The sequence below is a fragment of the Aerococcus urinae genome (genome assembly GCF_001543175.1).
Taxonomy (GTDB): domain Bacteria; phylum Bacillota; class Bacilli; order Lactobacillales; family Aerococcaceae; genus Aerococcus; species Aerococcus urinae.
The window spans coordinates 1,627,983-1,651,976 of sequence record NZ_CP014161.1; the positions used below are offsets into that span (position 1 = coordinate 1,627,983).

Here is a 23,994-nt window from a genome sequence, read left to right on the forward strand (position 1 = left end):
TGACATTATCCTTTGGTGTGGCTGTCACACTTTATTGAAAATCTGTTCCAAGCGCGAGGTGAGCTCCATTTCAGAAGTCCTTGCAAATCCTCTTTGATGATTTACTGCGTACTTCTTCCAATGGTCTCCCCTCTTATTGCGCTTGTCGCACTCTATTCATTTGCTTGTTTTTTGGCGATGATTTCTTCGTCATTGCCTTCGCTTTGTTTTTCTTCTTGGTTCTTATCCTTGTCTTCATCTTCTTGTTCTTGATTTTCTTTGTGATCACGACGGGTGACTTGGACTGGGTCTTCATCACGTAAGTCAAGTTCCTTGTCACTTTCATCGAGGACTTGGATGTCTAAACCTAGGGATTGTAACTCTTTGACGAGCACGCGAAAGGATTCCGGTACGCTTGGCTTAGGAATTGGATCGCCCTTCACAATGGCTTCGTAGGTTTGCACCCGGCCTACCACGTCGTCTGATTTATAGGTAAGGATTTCTTGTAGGGTGTAAGCCGCACCGTAAGCTTCAAGAGCCCAAACTTCCATTTCCCCGAAACGTTGTCCCCCGAATTGCGCTTTACCACCAAGTGGTTGTTGGGTAACCAGGGAGTAAGGTCCAATGGAACGCGCATGGAGCTTGTCGTCGACCATGTGGGAGAGTTTCAAGTAGTACATAACCCCTACAGAAACACGGTTATCAAAAGGTTCACCGGTCCGGCCGTCGTAAAGAACGGTCTTAGCGTCTTCAGCCATGCCGGCTTCTTTAACGGTTTCCCAAATGTCTTCGTCTTGGGCCCCGTCAAATACTGGGGTTGCCACATGGATACCTAAGTTCCGGGCAGCCATTCCCAAGTGAAGTTCTAACACCTGTCCGATATTCATCCGTGAAGGCACCCCTAATGGGTTCAAGCAGATATCGACTGGGGTTCCGTCTGGTAGGTAAGGCATGTCTTCTTCTGGTAAAACAATAGAAACAACCCCTTTGTTACCATGACGACCAGCCATTTTATCCCCAACTTGGATCTTCCGTTTTTGGATAATGTAGACCCGGACCATCATGGAAACGCCAGGTTTGAGTTCGTCGCCATTTTCACGGTGGAAGACTTTAACGTCGTTAACAATACCACCGCCACCATGAGGTACCCGTAAGGAAGTATCACGGACTTCACGGGCTTTTTCACCAAAGATGGCATGGAGTAGGTGTTCTTCAGGACTGAGTTCAGTCACTCCTTTAGGGGTTACTTTACCCACTAAGATGTCGCCATCAGTGACTTCCGCACCGATGCGGATAATCCCGTTTTCATCGAGGTTGCGGAGAGCATCTTCACCCACATTAGGAATTTCCCGGGTGATTTCTTCTGGCCCTAATTTGGTGTCACGGGCTTCAGATTCAAGTTCGTCAATATGGATTGAGGTATAGACGTCTTCTTTCACCAAACGTTCGGAAAGAACAACCGCGTCTTCATAGTTATAACCATCCCAGGTCATGAAGGCGATGATTGGGTTTTGCCCCAGGGCTAATTCCCCACCTTCCATAGAAGGTCCGTTGGCGAGGATTTCGTCCTTGTCCACTTGGTCACCCTTGCGTACCAATGGAGTTTGGTTGTAGCAGGAGCTGGCGTTAGACCGGTAGAATTTCACTAATTCATACTTATCTAAGGCGCCTTCTTCGGTACGGACACGAATTTCACGGGCATCGACATAGTCCACCACACCGGCCCGCTTACAGGTCACTGCAGCCCCGGAGTCATGGGCAGCCTTGTATTCCATCCCGGTCCCTACTAAAGGTGCATGAGGGTTTAAGAGCGGCACCGCTTGCCGTTGCATGTTGGCCCCCATCAAGGCCCGGTTGGAGTCGTCGTTTTCCAAGAAAGGAATACATGCCGTTGCCACAGAAACCACCTGTTTAGGGGAAACGTCCATGTAGTCGACTTCTTCTGGTGAAACTTCAATATTTTCTTCAATCTTACGTGCCATAATGGTATCGGTCGCAAAAGAACCATCCTCATTTAAAGGCGTGTTCCCTTGAGCAATAACAAAACGGTCTTCTTCATCCGCTGTTAGGTAGTCAATCTTATCGGTAACCTTGTGGGTATTCCAGTCCACCCGGCGGTATGGGGTTTCAATGAAACCAAAGTCATTAATCTTAGCATAAGTCGCCAAGGAGTTGATCAGACCAATGTTAGGTCCTTCAGGAGTTTCAATTGGACACATCCGACCATAGTGAGAGTAGTGAACGTCACGCACTTCGTAACCGGCCCGGTCCCGGGTCAAACCACCAGGTCCCAAGGCAGAGAGACGACGTTTGTGCGTCAACTCAGAAAGTGGGTTGTTTTGGTCCATGAATTGGGATAATTGGGATGACCCAAAGAATTCACGAATCGATGCCACCACTGGGCGGATATTAATCAATTGTTGGGGGGTAACCGTATCGATGTCTTGGATAGACATTCTCTCTCTTACCACCCGTTCCATCCGGCTTAAACCGATACGGAGTTGGTTTTGTAACAATTCACCCACAGAACGGATCCGACGGTTACCCAAGTGGTCGATATCGTCGGTAGTTCCTAAGCCTTCATAAAGGTTTAAGAAATAGTTCATTGCAGTTAAAACGTCAGCAACGGTTAAGGACTTATAGTCAGAATTTTGCATAGCGTTACCGATGACATGAACAACACGTTCTGGGTCCTTCGGTGCCACGATCTTAATTAATTGAATGTCAACGGGATCAGTAATCACCGCATCATCATTTGGATAAACCGTCACTAAACCGAGGCCATTATCTAACTTGTCGCTAATGTCATCTAAGACTTCACGGGTGAAGACAGTCCCTGCTTCGAGGACAATTTCACCAGTCTCATTGTCGACTAAGTTTTCTGCTAGGGTTTGTTTATATAGACGGGATTTCAAGTCTAATTTCTTATTGATCTTGTAGCGCCCAACAGCAGCCAAGTCATAACGACGTGGGTCGAAGAAACGCGTATTTAATAAGTTACGGGAGGATTCAGCGGTTTTTGGTTCACCAGGACGGAGGCGCTCATAAATATCTTTTAAGGCTTCTTCAGTCCGGGAGTCCGATGGGTTCTTGTGGACATCTTTTTCTAAGGTTAGACTCAGAGTTTCACTGTCACCAAAAAGTTCACGGATTTGGTCATCAGAACCAAAGCCTAGGGCCCGCATTAACACAGTCATTTGTAGCTTACGGGTCCGATCAATCCGTACATAAGAAATATCCTTGGCATCGGTTTCCATTTCTAACCAAGCACCCCGGTTAGGAATTACGGTAGCTCCATAAGAAAGTTTCCCATTTTTGTCTACTTTATCATTGTAGTAAACCCCTGGGGAACGGACCAATTGCGAAACAATAACCCGTTCAGAACCGTTAATAATGAAGGTCCCACTATCAGTCATCAATGGGAAGTCCCCAAAGAAAACTTCTTGGTCCTTAATTTCACCGGTTTCGCTATTGATTAAACGCAATTTAACATACATTGGCGCCGCATAGTTAGTGTCTTGTTGACGCGATTCAGACATGTCATATTTAGGTTCTTGGAAGGAATAGTCCACGAATTCTAGGGCCAATTTGCCTCCGTGGTCTTCAATCGGTGAAATATCACTAAACATTTCCCGAATGCCCTTATCCAATAACCAACGATAAGATTCGGTTTGAATCTCAATCAAGTTTGGCAACTCGAGCACTTCATTGATGCGCGAGTAAGAACGCCGTACGCGGTGTTTGCCGTATTCAACATTATGTCCTGCCATGAATGAGTAGCCACCTCTCCAAAAAGTAAATCTTTTAGCCTGAAATTATTAAGAAACTATTAAGAAATGATTAAAATTAGATAAATTCGCTTCTTTTTACCCGTTTTTGGGCAAAAAAAAGACAAAAGACTCAAGGCCATGCCTACTTCTTTTGTTTTATCCCATCAAAGCCTACGGACAATATTTCGTACACTTCTTCTATTTAATAATCAATCATTATTTATATTACTAGCTATTTACTCCTTTGTCAAGAATTTTTTTAAAGAATGATTTCCCGATAGCTTCTTAGCCAGGGCTTTTGTATAATAGATTCAAAATAAAAAAAGAGGAAGGATGTCATTATGGCTATAGAACGTGCAATCTTTGCGGGAGGGTGTTTCTGGTGCATGGTCCAACCCTTCGACCAATTGCCAGGCATTGAAGCGGTCGTTTCTGGCTATACGGGAGGGCACATCGCTAACCCCAGTTACCAAGAAGTGAAAAGTGGCAAAACCGGCCACACCGAAGCGGTAGAGATCAGCTTCGATAACGCCATTATCTCTTACGAAGAATTGCTGGAGATTTACTGGCAACAAACTGACCCTACCGATGCTATGGGCCAGTTTGAAGACCGGGGTTCATCATACCGTCCCGAAATCTTCTACTTATCTGAAGACCAACGCCAAGCTGCTGAAGCTTCCAAAGCAGCCCTAGCCGCTAGCGGGCGTTTCGATGACCCTATCGTCACCCAAATCACCCCCGCCGGCCCCTTCTACCCAGCAGAAGACTACCACCAAGACTTCTATAAGAAGAGCCCCGATAAATACCAAGCCGACGAAAGCGCCATCGCCCGCCACCAATTCATCGAAAATAAATGGAAATAAGGAGTAGAGTGCGACAAGCGCGATAAAGAGCAAGACCGTTACGCATACTATTTCTGTAACTCGCTTTGCTTCCTACAGCTATAGCAACTAAAACAGAATTTATTAAAATAATAGCTCATTTAAAAACAGCAAGGAATTTCTTCCCCTGCTGTTTTTCTTTTCCACAAAGTCTGTTAATAACTTGCTAAAACTGGAGCACTTTCTAGGTAGTGGCTATCATTAGTAATAACTCCCGCCAGGTCCCAGCCCTTAAATTTCTTATAGACCTTGCGATCATCGACTGTCCAAGCGTTAATCTTAATGCCGTGATCGTGCAAGTTATTCACCGTGGCCGGGTCAAGTAGTTTGTAGTCAGGGTGATAGTAGTCCACTCCCCGAGCCGCACAATAGGCTCCTGGGTTTTCAAGATAATTTTCCTGTAAGAAAGCACAGGTCAGGTCAGGCGCCAAGACCTTGACCTTAAGCATACTCTGGTGGTTAAAAGAAGAGATAATCACCCGGTCTTGCATCTGGTAGTCCTCGACCAAGTCAACTACCGCTTCAACTAAGCCAGGATAAGGGAAAAGTCCCGTCTTTAACTCAATATTCAAGGTCGAGTCCAAGAGTTCAGCCCAGGCTAGTAATTCGCTTAAATGGGGAATACGAACTAGGTCGAGATTAGAGTCCTGGAGGTGGAGACGGTCAAAGCGGAGGCCACGCAAGTCCGCATAGTTATAGTCACGCAGCCAACCAGTCGCATTAGCAGTCCGGTCTAAACGCTCATCGTGGCAAATGACTACCTGGCCATCCAAGGTCAATTGAACATCACACTCAATCCCATCCGCCCCAGCTTCATAAGCCTTAATAAAGGACAGCATAGTATTTTCCGGATAGCGGGTGCTATAACCACGGTGGGCATATAATTTCATTTTTGTTTGGCATCTCCTTATCTTCCTTTTTCCAGTTGCTCGAATTAGCCCTACTCACATCACCCCTATTCTAACCAGCCATTATTAAAGCAGAGTAAATTTGAAGTAAAGTTCAAATAAATTTTGTAAAGATAAGGTTAAGGGACATAAGGATGTGAGGAAGGTTCAGGGAGGGAGATTCCATAAAAAAAGACTGGGCATAACCCCCAGTCTCTTGACTCAATAATCGATTGTTTACTGCTTAATTTTTCAAACCTTGAATTGGCGCAGGAATGTGGCCTCCGCGGTGGATAAAGACTTCCGGTGAAGCGGTCTTTAGCGGCATGATTGGCGCCGAACCAAAGAGACCACCAAATTCTAAGCAGTCTCCAGCTTGGTAACCAATAGCAGGAATTAAACGGACCGCTGTGGTCTTCCCGTTAATCATCCCAATAGCGGCTTCATCGGCAATAATAGCCGCTAAGACTTCAGCTGTGGTTTCACCAGGTACGGCAATCATGTCTAGCCCCACTGAGCAGACTGCGGTCATAGCAGTCAAAGTTTGTAGGTCCAAGACTCCAGCTTGGGCACCAGCAATCATCCCTTCATCTTCTGAAACTGGGATAAAGGCCCCTGAGAGTCCACCTACGCGTTCAGCCGCCATCAAGCCACCCTTCTTCACGGCGTCATTAAGGATAGCTAGGGTCGCCACTGTCCCGTGACCACCCACGGTTTCCAAGCCCATACTTTCTAAGATCCGAGCTACCGAATCGCCCACCGCAGGGGTAGGGGCTAGGGAAATATCCACAATTCCAAAAGGTACCCCTAAGGCTTTTGAAGCTTGACTTCCGATTAACTGCCCCATGCGGGTGACTTTAAAGGCGGTCTTTTTGATGGTTTCAGCCACTTGATTAATCGGCGCATCTTTTGGCAGACGTTCTAAGGCTTGACGAACCACCCCAGGGCCAGAAACTCCGACATTGATCTCACAATCAGCCTCCCCACTGCCGTGGAAGGCCCCCGCCATAAAAGGATTATCCTCTACCGCATTACAGAAGACGACCAGCTTGGTAGCCCCGACACATTGCCGGTCTTTGGTGACTTCAGCGGCTTGGCGGATGGTTTGCCCCATTAGAGCGACAGCATCTAAGTTAATCCCTGACCGGGTGGAACCGATATTAACTGAAGAACAAACATTGTCAGTTTCACTTAAGGCTTGGGGAATGGATTCAATCAAGGCCCGGTCTCCCGCAGCAAAGCCTTTTTGAACCAGGGCGGAATAGCCCCCCACTAGGTCAATGCCAATATCCTTAGTCACTTGGTCCAAGCATTTGGCGTAACGGACTGGGTCCCCACCAGAAACAGCCACCAGATGAGCAATTGGAGTCACCGAGAGGCGCTTATTAATAATCGGTATCCCCAATTGCCGACTCAACTGATCAGCCACCGGCACTAAATTTTTGGCCTTTTGGCTGATTTTTTGTTTAATTTTCTCACAGGACCGCTCGATATTGGTGTCACAACAATCGAGTAAGGAGATCCCCATGGTGATGGTACGGACATCGAGGTGGTCCTTGGCAATCATATTGACGGTTTCTAGAATATCATTAATTTCTATCACGAGTCTGCCTCCTATAAACGATGCATGGCCTTAAAGATATCTTCGTGCATGACCGTAATCTGCATGCCTGGTATTAAATTTTCGACGCTTTCTTGGAAATCATCAAAAGCAACTTGCCCTTCATCGACTGTCACAAGCATGGTCATGGTGAAATAATTATCCATTACCGTTTGAGCGACATCCACAATATTCACCTGGTTCTCGGCACAGGCCGTACTTACCTTAGCCAAAATTCCAACTTGATCAATACCTACAACAGTAATTACCGCATTCATAAGCAGTAAACCTCCTTAATTTTTATGCAACCTATGATAGCATAAGTTAAACTTTCTTAAAATATGAAAAAAGAAGTCAGAACGTTCAGTCCCGACTTCTCATCGAATGAAGGCTATTTCATTCGCTTATTCAAAGATGTCATCAACAGTGGCTTCACGATTAATCACAATATAAAGATTCCCATTGTCTTTCACTTTAGAGCTCATGTAAACATTATCGACCTTGTCGGTAGTGGAAGCCTTAAATGGGAAGTAGATTTCTGATTCCCGGCCGCTTGACCAACGGATGGTAAGGTATTCTAGGTCATTATTATTAACCACATTTTCAAACATACCGCCCATTAAGCCACCTTGCACGATGCTTTTGGATTGGAAAACATCGGCATCAGGAAGGATTTCAATCTTAAAGGTCTTACATGGGTGAATTTCGACAATATCGCCTTGGCCGTTAATCCGACCATAAGAGGTGGTAATCCGGCCAATCCAGATATCTCCCACATGTTCTATAGGGATTTCCCATACCCCACCATTATGAAAATGAAACTCTAAGGACTTCATTGCTTTTGTCATTCGAATAACTTCCTTTCTCATTAATTGCTTTTTCCTTTGTTAGTATCCAAAGTTAGTGATTTATTTCACAGATTCATTATACTATGACATCAAACAAAAAAGCAAGCTTTCTTTTTTAAAAAAAGCTTGCTTGTGAATTCATGTTTTTTATTTTCTTACTTTGGTCAGCGGATGACCTATTCCGCTGTCCACTCACTCACCTTGTCTGGATTGGCTTCAATCCATTTTTGGGCCGCTTGACTAGGGTCCGTCCCGTTAGCAATATCTAACATCACGGATTCCATATCTTCAAGGGTCCAATGGAAGTTGGCTAGGATCTGATAAGCCCGAGGATTATCTTCTTGGAAGCCTTGACGGGTATAAGTATTAATGGTTTCTCCTTCGCCGTAAACCCCTTTTGGATCTTCCAAGTATTTCAAGTCATACTTAGCAAATTTCCAGTGAGGGTTCCAGCCCGTTACCACAATCTCTTCTTGGTTATTGTAAGCTTGGCCTAGAGAAGTGGCCATGGCCCCTGAGGAAGAAGAAGCTAAGTTCCAAGATCCTAGATTAGGGTATTCTTGGAGTGCTTTTTCAGTGGAGGCCATAATGCCGGCTCCCGGTTCAATCCCGGTGATGGTTTGGCCGGCTTCTGAACTCAAGTCTTCAATGGAGTTGACTTGGTCCATATAAGTTGGCACCACTAGACCAGTACGGGCACCTTCAAGACTGACACCTGCATGAACAATTTGGTCACCATACTGTTCAATTTGCTCCCCATGGGTAATCGGTAACCAGGCCGACACCATGGCATCCGATTCGCCACTGGCCACTGAAGACCACATGATAGCGTTATCCAAGGGAACTTGTTCAACGTTAAAGCCTTCTTGGCGTAAGACTTCAGCAATCACTTGCGTTGAAGCCACTTCACTGTCCCAGTTCACATAAGCTAGGGTAACGGTTTCGCCACCAGCTCCACCTCCTGAAAAGAGGCTACTTTTATAGGAATCTTCACTCCCAAAGGTTAAGAGTAAGCCAAGGATAGCTAAGAGCGCGAGGGCAATTTTTTTAAACACTATTCATCCTCCTTTACTTGTCACGTGAGGCAAAGCCATTGGTAATCCGGTCCACCACGATGGCTAGGATAACGATGGCTAAACCAGCCACGAAACCACTACCGACTTGGGCCCGTTGTAAGGCAGATAAGACATCGCGTCCTAAACCTGGTGCCCCAATCATGGACCCAGTAACAACCATGGAAAGAGCTAGCATCACGGTTTGGTTGACCCCTGCCATAATGGTAGCTTGGGCTAAGGGAAGTTCAACCTTAAAGAGTTTTTGCCATGGGGTTGACCCGAAAGCGTCGGCTGCCTCGATCAATTCGGTAGAAATTTGGGTAATTCCCAATTCGGTAAAACGAACCGTTGGTGGGAGGGCAAAGATCACAGAAGCGAAGACTCCCGGTACCATCCCAATTCCAAAGAAAGCAACCGCCGGAATCAGGTAAACAAAGGCCGGCATGGTTTGCATAAAGTCCAGAATCGGTTTGAGGATAATATGAACCCACTTACTCTTGGCCGATAAAATCCCTAATGGAATCCCAATAACAATGGAAACCAAGGAGGAAATCAGGACCAAGGTAATGGTTTGCGTCAACTGGCTCCACAAACCTTGGTTAAGAACGTAGCCTAAACCAAGCAAGACAAAGACTGGAACGCCAAAGCGCCGGTTAGTGGCAAAGTAAGCCAAAACAGCCACTAGGAGAATGAAAAGGAAGGGCGGGAACCACAGTAAAACATCATTCACCGAGTTCATCACCGTTGAACCAATACTTTGGACCACATCAAAGAGTCCTGAGAAAGTTGTCGTTAACCAAGAGGTAGCTGCTTCAATCCATTCAGCAACTGGTAGGGGTTCTAAAGGAAATAATAGGATATTATTCATTGTTATCGCCTCCTTGTCCGGATAATTGGTCGATCACTAAGCGACGGTCCACATAGCCAAGTAGACGTTCGTCATCGTCAATCACCGCAATCGGCATATTAGTATCACTCATGAGGTCATACATTTCGTTAATTGGCGTGTTGCGGTTGACCAAAGGATTATCGGTACGGATAATTTCGTCCACATGAATATTCTTCGTATGTTTATTTTGACGGATTAAATCAGCCAGGTCCTTGTCAGTGACATAACCATGAATTTTACGATCGCTGTCAATGACATACAAGGTCGAGGTATGTTCGTTTTGCATGATCTTCAAGGCTACGCGAGCGCCAACCCGGTCCTTATTGAAGACATAACCCGGAGCTTCCATAGCATTCTCTGCAGTAAAGACCTTGGACCGGTCCACGCCGCCAACGAAGGTTTCCACATAGTCATTGGCAGGATTTTCGAGGATTTCTTCCCCGGTACCAATTTGCTCAATATGGCCGTTACGCATCAAGACAATGCGGTCACCTAGACGTAAGGCTTCATCCAAGTCGTGGGTGATGAAGACGATGGTCTTATTGAGCTTACTTTGCAGTTCAATGAGTTCGTCTTGCATATTGGCACGAATCAAGGGGTCTAGGGCTGAGAAGGCTTCATCCATTAAGAGGATGTCGGTATCGCTAGCTAAAGCTCTCGCCAAGCCCACCCGTTGCTGCATCCCACCAGATAGTTGTTCTGGCAGCTGGTCTTGGTAGGCTGATAGGCCCATGGTTTCTAAGGCATCTTGGGCCCGCTTCCTTCTTTCTTCTCCGTCTACGCCTTGAATTTCTAGGCCAAATTCCGTATTCTCGAGAATGGTTTTATGAGGGAAAAGCGCAAAACTTTGGAAAACCATGCTGACTTTCTTGCGGCGGATATTGCGCAATTCTTCATCATTGGCTTGCGTGACACTTTCCCCATCAATACTTACTTGGCCATGGGTCGGTTCAATGAGACGATTGAGCATTCGCAGTAAGGTCGACTTCCCTGAACCAGAAAGCCCCATAATGACAAAGATCTCGCCATCATTGACTTCAAAAGAAGCATCGTAAACCCCAACCGTGGCGCCGGTTTGGTTAACGATTTCTTCTTTCGATTCACCTTTTTCCACTAACTTTTTTGCTTTATCTATGGCTTGGGCTGAGCCAAATATTTTAGTCAAATTTTCTACTTTTATTGACGCCATAATTTCTCCTCTCTCGCAATTGATAATAAAAACACAATAATAAACCTATCAAAAGCCGGTCTATATTTCAAAACTTATGACTAGCCGGTCTGGCTGAAGAGAGTTTTTCTCATTTTTCTCATCTTTTTCTCATAAAATTAAAAAAACCGCTTAGCAATAGGCATAAGCAGCGGCTTTTTTTCTAGACTTTTTTCACTTTTAATACAATGTAAAGGCTTTTCTAAGAATTTTTATTTTTATTAAAATTTCCGTCTAAAATCTAACCTTTGTCTGCTTAACGTTGACTGACTAGGACCCAGTAACCCTTGTCGCGGTCAATCTCGGTCACGTTATTAAAGACCTCTTCCATTTTCTTTTTGGCGCTGGGAGCCCCTTGTTTCTTCTGGATCACTAGGACCAGGTCTCCCCCTGCTTTCAAGTGGTCATAGGCCCCTTCAATAAAGGCATGGACCACTTTTTTTCCAGCCCGGATAGGAGGGTTAGTGATAATCAGGTCATAATCCTGCTGACTGAGATTGTCATAGGCCGAGGAAAAGTAATAATCAGCGGGCCCCACCTGGTTGAGGGCCAGATTTTCCTTGGCTAAGGCCAGGGCCCGTTCATTGACATCGACCAAGTCCAAGTGGGCCTTAGGATAATGGTCGCCTAGAACTGTTCCTACCGGACCGTACCCACAGCCCAAGTCCAAGATCTTATGATAAGTCTTCCCTTCCTTTAAGAGGGCTTCCAGCATCACCCGGGTTCCATAGTCCAAGCGCCCCCGGGAAAAGACCCCACTATCGGTGATAAATTCATAGGTCCGCCCATTAACCACCGTTTGCCAGGTCTTCTTATCATGGGCCAATTGGCTGTTGTCTTCAAAATATTGATGGCTCATCACTTCACATCCTTCCTCCTTATTCTACTGGTAGTTCTTCCTAGCTACAAGATAAATTACCAATAAAAAAGCGATGGTTAGTTTTTCTACCATCGCTTGTTAGTTAACTATTAGGGCCTAGGCCTGCTGATTCTTATTTTTTGACTTCTTTTAAGACTTCAGCGGGGGCTTCGGGAAGTTTTTTCTTCTCAGCTTGTTTTCTAGCCCATGAAGTCACTAGTGGGGTCAGAATAGCGGTCACAATGACTGAAGTAGCCACAATGGCGGTTGCGGATACAGCTACGGGTTGGAATTGTTCAGAGATCCCTGCAATCACGGCTGGAACGGCAACGGCTGCTCCGGCAGTAGAGGATTGGGCCCAACCCGCTACACCATCTGAGCCTAACCATTTAATGTCTAAGAAGGAGAGCAAGCCACCGGTAACTAGTACCACAGCTACACCGATAATCACGCCACTCAGACCCGCTTGGAAGATAGTCTTAAAGTTCAAAGTGTAACCTAAGGCAAAGATAAAGAAAGGAATCAAAATTCCTACCCCAGGCGCATATTTTTCCCGCACATCTGGGTCCAAGCTTCCTCCAATTAAACCTAAGGCAAAGGGTAAGAGGGTAGAAATAATGGAACCAAAGGGGAAACTAGCCCCGGTTAAGCCAAGAATCAACATGGTAAAGAATGGTCCCGATTGAATCGCAATCATTGGGAAGGCTGCCAGGTCATATTCCCGTCCTTCAGGAATAATAGAAACATAGAGGCCCCCATTGGTTTGACTAAAGGCGGTAACTACAGCTAAAGTCGATACCCCGGTCAAGAGTCCACTTTGAATCCCTTCTGCTGGTAAGATGGCACCCAAGATCAAACCCAGGGCCAAAGCAATTAAGAGCCGGCCGCCGGATAAGAGTAAACCCTTCTTAGCAATGTAGCCCCCAGAAGCATTGAGATTGACTGAGGCGCCCACACAGAAGAAGAAACAGAATAAGACCGCTGACGACCCGGTCAAGTAGGCCCCCGTCACCCCACCAAAATATTCGTGGGCAGTGGGCCAGAGGGTATTAAGTAAAGTCCCCGCCAGGAGAGGGACAATAATATTACCTCCCGGGATTTTAGCTATCGATTTTTCAATTTTCATCTTAAAACACCTTCCTTAAGCCCGTTTGGTATTAGCCATAAATTCTTTTAATTCCTCTTGAGTAGGCAAACCGTCATTATCGCCTTCAAAGGTCACTTGACGGGCGCCGATAGCGTTACCACGTAAAATGCTGTCTTCTAAGGAGAGACCTTCCTTCAAGCCGGAAATCACACCGACCGCAAAGCCATCGCCGGCACCAACGGTATCGATTGGGGTCACTTGGTAACCTGCCACTTGGCCACTCTTGCCCTCACTGGTTGCATAGTAGGCTCCTGAAGCTCCAGTTTTAACGATCACAATTTTTACACCTAAATCCAAGTAGAACTTAGCGATATCTTCTGCCGTATCTAAGCCGGTTAAAATCTTGCCTTCTTCTAAACCAGGTAGGAAGATGTCCACTGATTTAGCGGTTTCGTTAACGAATTCCACCATGCGGTCGTGGTCCCAGAGTTGGGGACGTAAGTTAGGGTCAAAGGAAATTACCTTACCCGCCTTGTGCATGTATTCCACCGCTTTTTTGGAGAAGTTATAGCAGTCTTCTGATAAAGCCGCAAAGATTGACGTCACATGCATGTAGTCGGCTTGGCCAAAATAATTTTCGTCAAAGTCTTCCACGCTCATGGTTGAAGCGGCTGAACCCTTACGGAAGTATTCAATGGCTGGGTCATCCTCTTCATTCTTTTCCTTAATGTACCAGCCGGTAAAACGTTCATCTGTGGTTTGAACCCCTGTGGTATCGATGCCTTCCTTAGCCATGGCCTTAGTAATAAAGCGGCCCAGCATGTCCTCACCTAACTTGGTCACCAGACCCGTTTGGTGGCCTAAACGGCATAAGCCCGCAGCCACGTTAGTTTCCGCCCCAGCTAAGGCCCGAGACCAGTTGTTGACGTCTTCTAAAGCCCCTGGTTCATTGGCATAAAACATGTATAAAGGTTCACCAAAAGTTACAAAATCTAAATGCATATCGATTGCCTCCTCTAAGTCTACTCACTACACTGTCAGGTTAACCTTTTTGATGGTTGGTTAACCGGTTTCCTAATTAAAGGATAAAGACAAAAGCAGGTAAAGTCAAGAAAAAATGTAAGCGCTTCGATAGTATTTATCAAAAAAAGTGCCCCTAGAGGCACTTAAGTTTTCATTCTTAAAATTTTTTATCTAAAAAGTTATTTTCCCATTACACCGAGGACCGTAAAGAAATATGGGAGGGGATGGCCTGGTAACCGGCTTTCAAGATTTGTTGAGACTCTATGGCTTGTAGTAAGTTTTCCGCTAGGGCGGCCCCGATCCTTTCCGTGGGTTGTTCAATACTGGTAATACCTGGACCAATCATATCGGTCATGTGCCAGTCGTCAAAACCCGTCACCCCCACCTCTTGAGGAACCTGAAAGTTTCCTTGCTTCAATATACGCAAGACTTCAATCATGACTCGGCCATTGTTACAGAAAAAGAGGGTTTTCTGTTGTCCGGCTAGGTCTAAGATGGCTTTTTGCCAGTTATTTTGTCCTACTTCAATTAAGTGGACGGGAGCAGGAGCACAGGCAGTAACGACAGCTTGATAACGGTCTTGGCGGGTAGAAACCGGAGCCAGAACTTCACTCACCACGACAAAGGACTGGTAGTCGGCCAAGTGGATCTGGTCAAAAAGTCGGCTAATGACCGCTTCATTATCAGTTCCAATGGTTAACCACTGGCTAGGATAGGTTTTCCGGTCAGCCAGGATAAGTGGCAGCTGCATGTCTTCAATAAACTGGTAATTCTCACTCGTGATAGCCGCTGGTTGGAGGATGATCCCATCGACATTTTGGTCAATTAGGCGTTCCAGATATTGGCTTTCCAAGTCGACCTCCCCTAAGGAATCCAAGATGATCATCTGCCACTTGGCCTGGTTGAAGACCTGGCTCATTCCCTTGAGCAATAAAGAAGCATACATATTGGAAATATCGGCAATGACCACACCAATTAAATAGGAGCGCTTGGACTTGAGCGCCTGGGCTTGACGGCTAGGCCGGTAATCGAGCGCTTCAATGACGGCCTTTATCCGCTTTTTGGTAGCGGGCGACATTTTATGATATTTCTTATTCAGATAGCGCGACACCGTGGTCTTAGATACCCCGGCTTGGTCGGCTACTTCTTGGATGGTCACGCGTTTATTCATTACTAATCCCTTTCCCATTTAGTCCTATCTATTATAGCAGACCTAGAGGGGATTTTTTGAAATATAATATGCTTTTTATTAGCCTTCAAGGAGCTTATTGGCCATGCTGATGACAATTCCCCAGTAAATAAAAAGAGCTTAAGACAAAACATCTTAAATTCTTTGAGTTATGAATATATCTAAAACGTGCTCCAGTCACACTCTAATAAAAAAAGAGCTGTAACTGATGTTACAACCCTTTAACTATGGAAATATTTCCAAAACGTGCTCCAGTCACAGGACGAACGTCCACTTCACTAAAGTGCAAGAAATTCTTTGCAAGAATTTTTGCTCTTTAGCTCCAGTTGCTATAGCTGTTCGAAGCGTTAGCGAGTTACAGATATAGTATGCGTAGCGGTTTCGTCCTTTAGCGTGACTGTCACACTCTAATTTTATTATTTAAGTTCAGCTTTACCGCCGGCTTCTTCGATAGCAGCTTTAAGAGCTTCAGCTTCTTCTTTAGGAAGACCTTCTTTAACAACTGCTGGAGCGCCGTCAACTAAGTCTTTAGCTTCTTTCAAGCCTAAGCCAGTTGCTTCACGAACAGCTTTGATCACTTTGATCTTAGCTGCGCCTGCTTCGGTTAATTCAACGTCGAAGTCAGTTTTTTCTTCAGCTGCTGCTTCACCAGCACCTGCACCTGCAACTGCTACAGGAGCTGCAGCAGAAACGCCGAATTCTTCTTCAATTGCTGATACTAAGTCAGCTAATTCTAAGATTGTTGCTTCTTTTAAGTCAGCAATAATTTGTTCAATATTTAAAGCCATCTTTAAATTCCTCCATTTATTTAAGTGATTTTTTTGGGATTCTACATCATTAAGCTAAAAGCCACTGATTATTCAGCTGCTTCAGCTGGAGCATCTTCTTCCATCTTGTCTTGTACTGCTTTAACAGCATAAGCCACGTTGCGGACTGGTGCTTGCAATACAGAAAGTAACATAGATAGTAAACCGTCGCGGCTTGGTAAGGAAGCAATCTTGTGGATTTCTTCTTTAGACATGATCTTACCATCGATAACCCCACCCTTAAGTGTTAGGGCATCAGCATCTTTAGCAAAGTTTGCTAAGATACGTGCTGGTGCAACAGCATCTTCAGCACTGAAAGCCACAGCAGTAGGTCCTTGGAAGACTTCTTCATGGTATTCAATACCAGCTTGGTCTAAAGCACGACGCATCATTGTATTCTTAATTACTTTGAAGAAAACATCTTCGTCACGTAATTGTTTACGCAACTCAGTAACCTCAGAAACTGTAAGACCTAAATAGTCAACTACCACGAAGGAAATTGAATTATTAATACGTTCAACAATTGCATCAACTTCTTGTTGTTTTTTAGCAATAGCTTGTTCACTCACTCAGTTTCACCTCCGATAAAATAAGATAGAGTTTTTTATAAGCAATAAAAAACTCCATGTCCCCAAAAGACACAGAGATTATGCAGACACTATAAGGCTTATAGTGTTATTATCTCCCTCGGTTAGAAATTAAGGCCAAAAGCCACTAACTGTCTTCGGTTCGCTTTGATTTAAATAATCAACATTAGATATGATACTCAAATCAATCAGACTTGTCAACACTTCTTTTGAAAAAAATATTGGCTTATTGACTATTCGTAAATAAGAGCCAATATTCAAGATTGGTCAGTTAGTTTTTTTGTTATGAGCAGGAGTGACGCTTGAAATACGGTCGTTAGCCATGAATAAGCAAGCGATGTGAATTACCGGATAGTAGGCATTAGCCGTACTAGCCCAAACCTGTTCCAAAAGTAGCCCTGACGTCCACTTCATAAACGATGTCCGAGCCTTAGACAAGGCTCTACCTTCGTTTATTACAGTGGTTCAGGGCTCTGGTACTTTTGTCGCACTCTGACTTTGAAGCTCGCTAAGTGAGGGACTTTGGCCCGAACTGGTGCCATGGCTTTTCGGCGACCAAATTTCAAAAGCAGAACGGATGCTCATAACGATTTACTAAAGAAAAAGACTGCGACCTGAGTCACAGCCTCTTGTTTGATTGAATTAGATGTCTTCACCGATTGAGCTTGGGTCCACTTGGATACCAGGTCCCATAGTTGTGGTGATGACTAAGTTTCTGATGTAACGACCCTTAGCTGCAGCTGGTTTTTCACGAACTAAGGTATCATGAATAGCCTTGAAGTTTTCAAGTAAGTCTTCAGTGCTGAAGGAAACTTTACCAATTAAGGTATGAACGTTCCCACCGTTGTCAGCACGGTATTCAATTTGACCAGCTTTGATGTCGTTAACCGCTTTAGTCACATCTTGGGTAACGGTACCAGTTTTAGGGTTAGGCATTAAACCTTTAGGCCCTAATACCCGACCTAAACGACCGATTTTACCCATCATGTCTGGGGTTGCTACAACAACGTCGAAGTCCATCCAACCATCATTGATTTTTTGAACTAAGTCGTCGTCACCAACATAATCAGCACCTGCGTCTTTAGCTTCTTGCGCTTTTTCACCTTGAGCAAAGACTAAAACAGTTTGAGTTTTACCGGTTCCTTTAGGTAAAACCATAGCCCCACGGATTTGTTGGTCGTTTTTCTTCACTTCAATCCCTAAACGGTAAGATACTTCAAAGGAAGCATCAAAATTAGCGAAGTCAATGTCTTTTAATAATTCGATGGCCTCTTTGGCATCGTATTTTTTAGTCGCATCGATTTTTTCGTATGCTGCTTTTAATTTCTTAGATTGTTTTGCCATTTTATTTCATTCCTCCTATGTGGTTTTAACGGATAGTCCTCCCACTCATAACACCTCATTAGGCGTTATGGCGATTGACTGAGCGATCTAGACAACGTTTGCTAGGGATTAGCCTTCTACAACGATTCCCATTGAACGTGCAGTACCTTCAATCAAACGCATAGCAGCTTCAACGTCGGCTGCGTTAAGATCTTGCATTTTGGTTTCTGCAATTTCACGTACTTGATCTTTTGTTACGGTAGCGACTTTGTTCTTGTTAGGTTCGCCGGAACCTTTTTCCACATTAGCGGCTTTCTTCAATAAGTCTGCTGCTGGTGGGGTCTTGGTAACAAAAGTAAATGAACGGTCTTCATAAACAGTAATCACAACAGGAATAACATACCCTTGTTGTTCTTGAGTTTTAGCGTTAAATTCCTTACAGAATCCCATAATGTTAATACCCGCTTGACCTAATGCAGGACCAACAGGTGGTGCAGGGCTTGCTTGCCCAGCAGGGATTTGTAATTTAACAACTGAGTCTACTTTTTTAGCCACGAAACATTCCTCCTTAGTTCTTGTCCGTGTTGTGGTTTAGTGGAGTTTAAAGATTTCTCCTCCCACAGTTGTAGCGTCTTCTAAGAGGACGTACACAATTTATTATTAAAGCACAAAGCAACACGCTTTGCAAGTGATATTTTAACTTTTCTCCATTTGTTCACTACGGTAGCGGTAACGATAATTATAGTAAGCACTATAGGCCATCCCAAACAGGAGGGCTAGGGGAAGGACAGTCAGCCAGGAAAGCGAGGCCACAAAGAGATGCCAGCCGCTAACGATCACTTGGCCCAGTCCTGCTCCGAGAAGGGTCCAGAAGATACAAGGCAAAAGTGCGCCTGCTTTGACCTTATGGTTGAGCACTTGACCCAAGAGGCTGCCGATAAGAACTGCCAATAAAAATAGCCATAACCAGGCCATGTCCTACTCCTCCCCTCGTCAAGGTCCTAGACTTAGGCGTCTAGCTTATCCACTTGGTCAAAGTCCACTTCAGCGATAGTTTCCCGGCCAAACATTTCAATGGTTAATTTGAGTTTTTGGTGTTCTTCATCAATTTCTTCAATCCGACCCTCTAAACCAAGGAAAGCGCCATCGATAACTTCCACCACTTCGCCATCTTCAAAGCTAATATCACGTTTAGGTGCAGAGATGCCTTGAGAACGTAAGAGGCGGTGAACTTCATCTGGAAGTAGGGGGACGGGTTTAGACCCTTGACCGTGAGAACCGAGGAAACCAGTTACGTTGGGGGTATTGCGGACCACGAACCAGGCTTCGTCACTCATAATCATTTCTACGAAGACATAGCCCGGGAAGGTTTGGGTCTTCACTACTTTTTCTTGGCCTGATTTGGTTTTTTGTAATTTTTCTTCTTCTGGAACAACCACGCGGAAGATATATTCTTCCATATCCATGGACGTAATCCGGCTTTCCAAGTTTTCCTTGACTTTATTTTCGTATCCTGAATAAGTGTGCAGGACATACCATTGTTTTTGTGGTTCAATTTCAGTCGCCATAAGTCTCTCCTTTTTATCCTAAATGAAAAAACCTTCCGCTAGGGAAAGGTCCTTGTTTACTTGCTGTTATTATACCACACTCACTAAGAGAAACAAGCGCCCAGTAGGGGCAATAGGATCTCCTTTAGAGTTGGATATAGAGGTTAAATAGTTGGGTAACGATTTCATCAGTGAGCCCTAAGAAGATGGCCATGATGATAATGGTAAAAATAACGATAGCGGTATCGCGACGTAGTTCACGTCCGCTAGGCCAGGTAACCTTTTTTAGTTCTTTAAATGCGTTAATCATATGCTCTCCTCAATAACTAATCCTACTTGGTTTCCTTATGCAAGGTGTGCTTGTTGCAAAAGCGACAGTACTTCTTCACTTCAAGTCGCTCAGTCCGGGCGGTGTTATTACTCTTAATGGTGTAATTACGCGAACCACACTCCGAACAAGCTAAAATGATTTTATTGGATGCCATAGTCAAGCTCCTTTTCTCTTCCATCTTAAACATGGTAACGACTTTAGAAGTCAAAGTCAACTTTTTCTTGGGAAAAGTGCCCCCTCTGGCTTTTTTATTGAGAGCGAGCTTTCACATGTCTTCGATTTGGTGACGGCGCCACTTGGCCCGCAAGCGGTAATAGGCATGTCTCACCTGCTTGGTTGACACCCCCAATTCTTGGGCCAAGGTCTCATCACTTTTTTGGGCCAGGTGACCATTTAAGACCGCCCTTTCTAAGGGAGACAGGGTCAGCTGGTAAGTTTGGTAGCTTTCCTTCAATAAATAGGCCTGGTCCGGACTAGAATAATGCCGTTGGGGAATCTGGTTAAGGAAGGCAGGTCCCCCGTCTTCACAGACGATCCCGTCATAGTAGACCGTTTTTGCTTTGGGGAGGCGTTTTTTGGAGCCTTGCTTACGCATCTGGTCAATGATCCGACTTTCAATTCGTCGCCCTAAGGCAGAAAAAAGACTATAGCTGTAACCCAGGGCCTGGTAGTCCTGGCAGACTTCATAGAGACTGATGGCCGCTAATTGAAAATAGTCATCCACATCTTCAATATGGCCGTAATACTTACGCAAAAAGAAATAAACGGTTGAACGATGGCGTTCATATAAGACTTCAAAGGCCTGGTCATCGCGGCCTTCCACTAACAAATGAATTAAATCTTGGTTTTCCATTTCCTCATAGGAAAGCATTTCTTCCACGGTATCACTCCATTACTCCTCACTCTGACTGAGATCATCCAGCAGATTCTTGAGCGTTTGTAATTGGTGATAGGTCCACGGATTCCGCCTTTGGTAATTCAAGGCGAGCCGGTCGTGATTTTTTTCGCCCCGGCGGATATTTTTTTCGGTTTGCTGAACATTCTTCAAGAGTTCCAGGGCGGATTGGCGGATAGCCCCCTGTTGAAAGACCAGCCGCTGTTCAGCTAGGTCCGAGGTGGCCACCGTGACATTGGTTAAAACCCCCACTTGCCGCTGGATCATGGCTTCAATGTAGGAGTCTGCCGTCTGCCCTTCAGCAGTAAAGACCACATTTAAGCGGTACTTCTTATAGGACTTGGAGAGTCCGGGGACAAACATGGCATCAAAAACTACCCAACAGGCCAAGGCATGGTAAGCCGCATAGTTAGACAAGCGCTGTAGCAATTGGTCGCGGGCGCCTTCAATGTCGTCTTGGCCCTTGAGTTTAACCAATTCCGGCCAAGCCCCGATCATATTATAGCCATCCACAATAAGTACTTCCCTGCGCATATATCTTTTCACCACCTTGGCATTTCTTAAGGGGTCAGCCGCCGCTTTCCATAGACTTCATACATGACTAAGGCAGCCGCCACACTGGCATTCAAGCTCTGGACATGGCCCCGCATGGGAATGGTTAAGACCCCGTCCAAGGCCTTCTTGACCCGGGGAGAAATCCCCTTCTCTTCGTTACCAATGACTACGGCGATCGGTAAGCTGGCATCCATGTCCCAATAGTCCTGGCCTTCCATGTCGGTTCCAAAGACCCAAAGGCCCCTTTCCTTTAACTCTTCAATGGTTTGAGTCATGTTGGTTACCCGGGCTACCGGCACATATTCAATGGCCCCAGTCGAAATCTTAGCCACAGTCGGGGTCACGCCAGCTGCCCGATGCTTAGGAATAATAATTCCATGTGCCCCACAGGCATCCGCTGTCCGTAAAATACTGCCCAGGTTATGAGGGTCCATAATCCCGTCCAAGAGGATAAAGAAAGGATCTTCCCCGCGGTCCTTAGCCACTTGGAATAGGTCATCCACACTGTAATACTGGTAGGCTGCCACTTCCAAGACAAAACCTTGGTGGTTAGCCCCTTGGGTCAACTGGTCCAAATCGCGCTTGGACCGGTAACTAATGGGAATCTGACGGTCCTTCAAGCCTTTTTCGACTGCTTGATGGCGTTTAGAATGTTGGCCTTCTTGCAGGTAGGCTTGGTAGATTTCTTGTGAGCTGTCCAAAGCAGCTTGGACTGCATGGTAGCCCAAGACGAAATCTTTTGGCGATTTTTTTGACTTAGGACTCATCCTTATCCTCCTCTAAGTATGCAAAGCTAGCTTGGGTCAAGGTCTGGAAGCGGTCAGTATCCACCAGGTATAAGTAGCCCATCAAAGCTTCCAACCCCGTCGCTAGCCGGTAAGAATGGATATCAGCGTTTTTGGCTGAACTGTGGCTTTGACTGTTACGCCCCCGCTTAAAAATTCCTACTTCTTCTTCCCTTAAAAGCTGACTATCCAACAAGTGATTGACCAGTTTGGCTTGGGCCTTGGCACTGACAAAGTGGGTGGCCCGTTCGTGAAGATCATGGGGGCGGGTGAGACCACTAGCCACTAAATGGGTCCGTACCTGGATTTCCCAGGCCGCGTCCCCCAGGTAAGCCAGGGTCAGGCCGCTTAATTGTTTGACTGCTTTTTTATCCATTATTTACTTCTTCTCCAACGGGTTCCTTGAGGGGTGTCATCTAAGATGATCCCTTGGTCAAGTAACTCTTGGCGGATGGCATCACTACGGTCATAGTCCTTATCCAAGCGGGCTTGGTCTCTTTCTTCAATGAGGGCTTGGACTTCACTATCCAAGATAGATGCCTCTTGGAATTCAATCCCAATAATGGCTAACCATTGGCTGAGTTGTTGGTCATAGGCCTTAAGAACCGCTTGGGAAACTTGCGGCGCTTCCATATAGATATTAATCCGTTTGAGAGCTTCATAAATCACGGTTAAGGCGTTAGGAACATTGAAGTCATCATCCATCACTTGGATAAAATGTTCATCCATGGCCTGTAATTCACCTAAGTGTTTCTCATCATCTGCTAGACTTTCCTTAGCATCTTGTAAACGATAGTTGATATTATCATGGGCGGTTTGCAAGCGTTCCAAGTTTCTTTGAGCTTCTTCCAAGTTGCTGTGGCTGAACTTGAGTGGAGCCCGGTAGTGGGCACTGGCCAGGAAGAAACGCACGATGGTGGGGTCAACTTCCTTCAAGAGGTCGTGAGCCAGGACGAAGTTTCCTAAGGATTTACTCATCTTTTCCCCGTCATCACCCATGGTCACAAAACCGTTATGTAACCAATAGTTAACAAAGGTTTTCCCGGTCCGGGCTTCCGATTGGGCCCGTTCATTTTCATGGTGAGGGAAGACTAAGTCCGCCCCGCCGCCGTGAATGTCCAGGGTGTCGGCCAGGTAACGGGTAGACATGACCGAGCATTCAATATGCCAGCCCGGCCGTCCTGCCCCCCATGGAGAATCCCAGGAAGGTTCGCCGGCCTTAGCCGCCTTCCAGAGGGCAAAGTCGACACTATCTTCTTTCTTCCCTTGCTCATCGGCACTCACACGCTCGCTGGCACCAATTCTTAAGTCATCAATAGATTGGTCACTCAATTTGCCGTAAGAAGAAAAACTCCGGGCCCGGTAATAGACATCCCCGTCCACCACATAGGCATAATCCTTATCCACCAGGTCTTGGACAAATTCAATAATAGCATCAATATTTTCCAGAACCCGGGGATTGAGGGTTGCGCGTTTGACATTGAGCTTGTCAATATCTTCATAATAAGCCGCAATATATTTGTCAGCGACTTGACGGCTAGTGATACCTTCTTCTTGGCTGCGTTTGATAATTTTATCGTCCACGTCAGTGAAGTTAGACACAAAGTTCACTTCATAGCCGCGGTATTCCAGGTAGCGACGGATCACGTCAAAGGCTACGATACTGCGGGCATTACCGATGTGAATATAATTGTAGACAGTCGGTCCACACACATACATATTCACCTTACCGTCATTAATGGGGTGAAATTCTTCTTTGGATTTGGTTAAGGTATTGTAAACTGTTAACATTTTTAAAATCCCTTCAGCAATAAATTCAATAGTTCAAATAGAATCTTAGGACCATTTTACCATTGATTGCCGGTTTTTAACAATCTCTCCTTACTAGGCT

Annotated in this window: 24 protein-coding genes, 1 pseudogene and 1 other annotated feature; of the genes and pseudogenes, 1 reads left to right on the top strand and 24 read right to left on the bottom strand. The window is 45.4% G+C overall.

Annotation, left to right across the window (positions count from 1 at the left end):
- Positions 1-152: 152 nt before the first annotated feature.
- On the bottom strand, positions 153-3,749 hold the full coding sequence (rpoB, locus tag AWM73_RS07450) for a DNA-directed RNA polymerase subunit beta (protein ID WP_060778749.1): 3,597 nt from the start codon (positions 3,747-3,749) through the stop codon (positions 153-155).
- Positions 3,750-4,096: 347 nt separating this feature from the next.
- Here rpoB and msrA point away from each other — a divergent pair, with 347 nt between their 5' ends.
- Positions 4,097-4,612 carry a peptide-methionine (S)-S-oxide reductase MsrA gene (gene msrA, locus AWM73_RS07455; protein ID WP_174519261.1) on the top strand — a complete coding sequence of 172 codons (516 nt, stop codon included), beginning with the start codon at positions 4,097-4,099 and terminating at the stop codon, positions 4,610-4,612.
- 173 nt (positions 4,613-4,785) lie between these two features.
- Here msrA and AWM73_RS07460 read toward each other — a convergent pair whose 3' ends face one another.
- From AWM73_RS07460 to cysS, 23 genes and pseudogenes are all read right to left on the bottom strand, one after another.
- The gene (locus AWM73_RS07460) at positions 4,786-5,520 is read right to left on the bottom strand and encodes a glycerophosphodiester phosphodiesterase (RefSeq protein WP_060778751.1); all 735 of its coding nucleotides are present in this window, start codon (positions 5,518-5,520) and stop codon (positions 4,786-4,788) included.
- Between the two features lie 241 nt (positions 5,521-5,761).
- The gene (locus tag AWM73_RS07465; RefSeq protein WP_197904471.1) at positions 5,762-7,117 is read right to left on the bottom strand and encodes a PFL family protein; all 1,356 of its coding nucleotides are present in this window, start codon (positions 7,115-7,117) and stop codon (positions 5,762-5,764) included.
- A gap of 14 nt (positions 7,118-7,131) precedes the next feature.
- Positions 7,132-7,395 (bottom strand): ACT domain-containing protein, encoded by a 264-nt coding sequence (locus AWM73_RS07470; protein ID WP_060778753.1) that lies wholly within the window; start codon positions 7,393-7,395, stop codon positions 7,132-7,134.
- A 126-nt stretch (positions 7,396-7,521) separates the two neighbouring features.
- A complete protein-coding gene (locus tag AWM73_RS07475; protein ID WP_060778754.1) occupies positions 7,522-7,965 on the bottom strand; it encodes a hypothetical protein in 444 nt (147 codons plus the stop codon).
- Between the two features lie 176 nt (positions 7,966-8,141).
- A pseudogene (locus AWM73_RS09145) lies at positions 8,142-9,888 on the bottom strand (ABC transporter permease/substrate binding protein).
- Positions 9,881-11,098 carry a quaternary amine ABC transporter ATP-binding protein gene (locus AWM73_RS07490; RefSeq protein WP_060778756.1) on the bottom strand — a complete coding sequence of 406 codons (1,218 nt, stop codon included), beginning with the start codon at positions 11,096-11,098 and terminating at the stop codon, positions 9,881-9,883. The pseudogene AWM73_RS09145 and the gene AWM73_RS07490 overlap by 8 nt, the downstream one beginning before the upstream one ends.
- Before the next feature lie 274 nt (positions 11,099-11,372).
- Positions 11,373-11,975: a class I SAM-dependent methyltransferase gene (locus AWM73_RS07495; RefSeq protein WP_060778757.1), complete on the bottom strand. Its 603-nt coding sequence runs from the start codon at positions 11,973-11,975 to the stop codon at positions 11,373-11,375.
- 133 nt (positions 11,976-12,108) lie between these two features.
- Positions 12,109-13,101, bottom strand: coding sequence for a 2-keto-3-deoxygluconate permease (locus AWM73_RS07500; RefSeq protein ID WP_060778758.1), 993 nt, complete (start codon positions 13,099-13,101; stop codon positions 12,109-12,111).
- Positions 13,102-13,116: 15 nt separating this feature from the next.
- On the bottom strand, positions 13,117-14,064 hold the full coding sequence (locus AWM73_RS07505) for a sugar kinase (RefSeq protein WP_060778759.1): 948 nt from the start codon (positions 14,062-14,064) through the stop codon (positions 13,117-13,119).
- A 211-nt stretch (positions 14,065-14,275) separates the two neighbouring features.
- Positions 14,276-15,256, bottom strand: a complete 981-nt coding sequence (locus AWM73_RS07510; protein WP_060778760.1) for a LacI family DNA-binding transcriptional regulator — start codon at positions 15,254-15,256, stop codon at positions 14,276-14,278.
- 434 nt (positions 15,257-15,690) lie between these two features.
- A complete protein-coding gene (rplL, locus tag AWM73_RS07515; protein ID WP_060778761.1) occupies positions 15,691-16,062 on the bottom strand; it encodes a 50S ribosomal protein L7/L12 in 372 nt (123 codons plus the stop codon).
- Positions 16,063-16,130: 68 nt separating this feature from the next.
- A complete protein-coding gene (gene rplJ, locus AWM73_RS07520) occupies positions 16,131-16,649 on the bottom strand; it encodes a 50S ribosomal protein L10 (RefSeq protein WP_013668520.1) in 519 nt (172 codons plus the stop codon).
- 37 nt (positions 16,650-16,686) lie between these two features.
- Positions 16,687-16,826: a sequence feature (ribosomal protein L10 leader region), on the bottom strand.
- 483 nt (positions 16,827-17,309) lie between these two features.
- Complete coding sequence (gene rplA, locus AWM73_RS07525; RefSeq protein WP_060778762.1) at positions 17,310-18,011, bottom strand: 50S ribosomal protein L1; 702 nt, start codon at positions 18,009-18,011, stop codon at positions 17,310-17,312.
- Positions 18,012-18,119: 108 nt separating this feature from the next.
- On the bottom strand, positions 18,120-18,545 hold the full coding sequence (gene rplK, locus AWM73_RS07530; RefSeq protein ID WP_013669514.1) for a 50S ribosomal protein L11: 426 nt from the start codon (positions 18,543-18,545) through the stop codon (positions 18,120-18,122).
- 141 nt (positions 18,546-18,686) lie between these two features.
- Positions 18,687-18,965: a hypothetical protein gene (locus AWM73_RS07535; protein WP_060778763.1), complete on the bottom strand. Its 279-nt coding sequence runs from the start codon at positions 18,963-18,965 to the stop codon at positions 18,687-18,689.
- A gap of 32 nt (positions 18,966-18,997) precedes the next feature.
- A complete protein-coding gene (gene nusG, locus AWM73_RS07540; RefSeq protein ID WP_060778764.1) occupies positions 18,998-19,558 on the bottom strand; it encodes a transcription termination/antitermination protein NusG in 561 nt (186 codons plus the stop codon).
- A gap of 124 nt (positions 19,559-19,682) precedes the next feature.
- A complete protein-coding gene (secE, locus tag AWM73_RS07545; protein WP_060778765.1) occupies positions 19,683-19,847 on the bottom strand; it encodes a preprotein translocase subunit SecE in 165 nt (54 codons plus the stop codon).
- 22 nt (positions 19,848-19,869) lie between these two features.
- Positions 19,870-20,022 (bottom strand): 50S ribosomal protein L33, encoded by a 153-nt coding sequence (rpmG, locus tag AWM73_RS09015; RefSeq protein WP_060785005.1) that lies wholly within the window; start codon positions 20,020-20,022, stop codon positions 19,870-19,872.
- Between the two features lie 111 nt (positions 20,023-20,133).
- The gene (locus AWM73_RS07550; RefSeq protein WP_230080707.1) at positions 20,134-20,739 is read right to left on the bottom strand and encodes an RNA polymerase sigma factor; all 606 of its coding nucleotides are present in this window, start codon (positions 20,737-20,739) and stop codon (positions 20,134-20,136) included.
- A 21-nt stretch (positions 20,740-20,760) separates the two neighbouring features.
- Positions 20,761-21,297 (bottom strand): NYN domain-containing protein, encoded by a 537-nt coding sequence (locus AWM73_RS07555; RefSeq protein WP_013669408.1) that lies wholly within the window; start codon positions 21,295-21,297, stop codon positions 20,761-20,763.
- Between the two features lie 26 nt (positions 21,298-21,323).
- Positions 21,324-22,085, bottom strand: a complete 762-nt coding sequence (gene rlmB, locus AWM73_RS07560; protein ID WP_060778767.1) for a 23S rRNA (guanosine(2251)-2'-O)-methyltransferase RlmB — start codon at positions 22,083-22,085, stop codon at positions 21,324-21,326.
- On the bottom strand, positions 22,075-22,479 hold the full coding sequence (locus tag AWM73_RS07565) for a Mini-ribonuclease 3 (RefSeq protein WP_060778768.1): 405 nt from the start codon (positions 22,477-22,479) through the stop codon (positions 22,075-22,077). The genes rlmB and AWM73_RS07565 overlap by 11 nt, the downstream gene beginning before the upstream one ends.
- Positions 22,479-23,894 (bottom strand): cysteine--tRNA ligase, encoded by a 1,416-nt coding sequence (cysS, locus tag AWM73_RS07570; protein ID WP_060778769.1) that lies wholly within the window; start codon positions 23,892-23,894, stop codon positions 22,479-22,481. The genes AWM73_RS07565 and cysS overlap by 1 nt, the downstream gene beginning before the upstream one ends.
- Positions 23,895-23,994 lie beyond the last annotated feature (100 nt).